The sequence below is a fragment of the Moorena sp. SIO3I6 genome, from assembly GCF_010672095.1.
Genome location: NZ_JAAHHU010000779.1, coordinates 1 through 2243, shown reverse-complemented (window position 1 = coordinate 2243; position 2243 = coordinate 1). Strand labels below are relative to the sequence as shown.

The 2243-nt window shown below is 42.1% G+C and carries 3 protein-coding genes; 2 read left to right on the top strand and 1 reads right to left on the bottom strand.

Going from position 1 to position 2243, the window contains the following annotated elements:
- Positions 1 to 191: 191 nt before the first annotated feature.
- Entirely contained in the window at positions 192 to 1487 is a 1296-nt protein-coding gene (iscB, locus tag F6K49_RS42645) for an RNA-guided endonuclease IscB (protein ID WP_293107495.1), read from the bottom strand.
- Positions 1488 to 1873: 386 nt separating this feature from the next.
- On the opposite strand from iscB, the gene F6K49_RS42640 reads away from it, so the two are divergent.
- A complete protein-coding gene (locus tag F6K49_RS42640) occupies positions 1874 to 2026 on the top strand; it encodes a hypothetical protein (protein WP_293107498.1) in 153 nt (50 codons plus the stop codon).
- Positions 2027 to 2042: 16 nt separating this feature from the next.
- Positions 2043 to 2243 (top strand): Uma2 family endonuclease (locus F6K49_RS42635; RefSeq protein WP_293107492.1); only part of this gene is annotated, 201 nt, incomplete at its 3' end.

The following is a 2243-nucleotide window of genomic DNA, read 5'->3' as shown; positions in this document are numbered from 1 at the left end:
AACCGATCAAAACGTACTTGACTTTCTTAGGTTGACGACCAGGGTTTTCAGGAGTTTGATTGTCATCGGAATTAGGCGGAATGTTTTTAGTCATCTGTCCGCCTCCCTGGAGACTCCCGCTATAATCTTTGTTTGATTTAGCGGTGAGACGTGCCATATAAACACCTGGGGTTTCCCCAGGTGACAGGCACTCAGGAAAGGGAGGGCAGGGTGTTAATTTGATACGCATATCCGTCCTTTTTGTGAATTGGTGTACAGTACTTGTAGCTAATTCCTTGAATCAATCCGTTGGCAGTTGAAATGTTGAATGAACCAGTCTTACGAGTAGCAACACGTCCAACGTAAGTTCCGATCTTCTTACCTTTAGTGACAACTGCTTTGACAATATCTCCGGTCTGAAAACCCTTGTGTATCTTGGTTCTTGAACAGTACCGCTTCGGAAAACCAAATTTATCTGTTCGACAGATTTGACGAGTTCCATGGCCTTTTGCCACAATCGATAGGATTTGATAATCCTCAACAAAAATGCTTTGAACATCCCCGACGCAAGCGGCATCAAGCCAATGAGTTTTAGGTAGGCTAAACTGACGTCGATTGTACTTAGTTTGACCTCCCGAGCCCGTTTTTACCGGCAATCCGGTCAATTTGAGTTCGTTGTACAGCTTCCAGCGAGTTGAGTTAACCGCAGCGGCATCAGCTAACGATCGTTTGGCCTGAGACAGGATTCGTTTCAAAATATCAGGCTTTCCTGATAAAAATTGTTCAATCTCCTGGTTTCCTTTGGTCTGGTTACAATCGTGACAGGCTATTGCCAGGTTGTTAACTCTGTCGGAACCCCCTAAAGATTTTGGTTTGATATGTTCAATTTCCAACCGGACATCTGTTGCGCCACAGTAAGCGCATTTACGGTTCCATTTTTCAAGCAAGTATTCTCGAATTTCGTAGCCGCATAAAGTGCCTTGTTGATACTCAGTACCGGAAATTTCTGGGTTTTCCATCTTCTGAGTGTCAAACCGTACCAACTCCTGAAAAATACCCGCTATGGGACAAAGCCGAATCAGTTTTTTAACCCAAGTCAGGATGTTATGAACTCTAGACATTAAGCTAGGAGCTAACCATCCGGAGGGACGTTTCCGATTAAGAAAACGAGGTTTTCTATAACGAGTTTTACGGTTACGGCGAGAACGTCTTAATTGCCGTCTTGAGGTTAAAGCGTCTCGGATTTGGAATCCACGATGGGTTATTTCAGCACTCCAAATAACAGTGTCGTTTTGCCGGATTGCTAAGCCTGTTATTTTTGCACCTGGGTCAATTTTTAACTGGTGATTATGAGTCGTGCAGTTTTCTACCTCCAAATCTGACAGGATGATTGTAAATGGATACCTTCTAAACACTTTGGCTCTACCTTGTTTGAGTAATAATCTGGCTCTGGCAGGGCGGCAAGGGTCTAGTGGTTTAAGATTTTTATCTAGTACAAAAACACGCATAATTGTGCTTTTCTCCTATTACTAGGGTGAAGTTCGCTTCGCCAATGTTTTTTGAGTTTGTCTTGCTAATGGCACTGTCTTAACCCGTTTATGACTGTTTAACCATTAACCACAGAGCAGAAGACTAGCGACGCATCCAAAGGTGTGATAGCTCAAAAAACGTAGAATCAAAAGTCTTAGGCTGGTCACGTTATGGGCTTTTTCAAGCCCCCGTTATAGCCGATAGGCGTGAGCGGTGGGTTCGTGACGATCAACAGTATTTTTAAATGTTGTACATTATAAATATATCCATAAATTCATCTATTGTCAAGGAGTTTAAGATTTTTGTTTATTACGAAATTTAAAATTATCCTAATAGTAAATAGGGCATAAATAATAGAGTAGTTTTGGTAGTGTGTAATGGTTTGAGTGTGGTAAATTTGGCAATTTTATTAGAACTTTTACCTAATTACACAAGCGATACAGCCTACAGCCTAGTACCTAATCCCTGCTCCCTGCTCCCTGCTCCCTACTCCCTGCTCCCTAAACTAAAACTGTAGATGGAGGATTTTAAGCATGCCTAGTTTAACGGTCAAAGATTTAGAAACGCTGCAAGCACAGCATCCTGATTATCGGATGGAATTAATAGAGGGAGAAATTATTTTTATGAGTCCTTCAGGGTTAGAATCCGATGAAGTAGCCATAGAAATCGCTGCTCAACTTCGTAACTGGGTAAGACCCCGCAAATTAGGAAGAGTTTCTGGTTCTAGTGGTGGT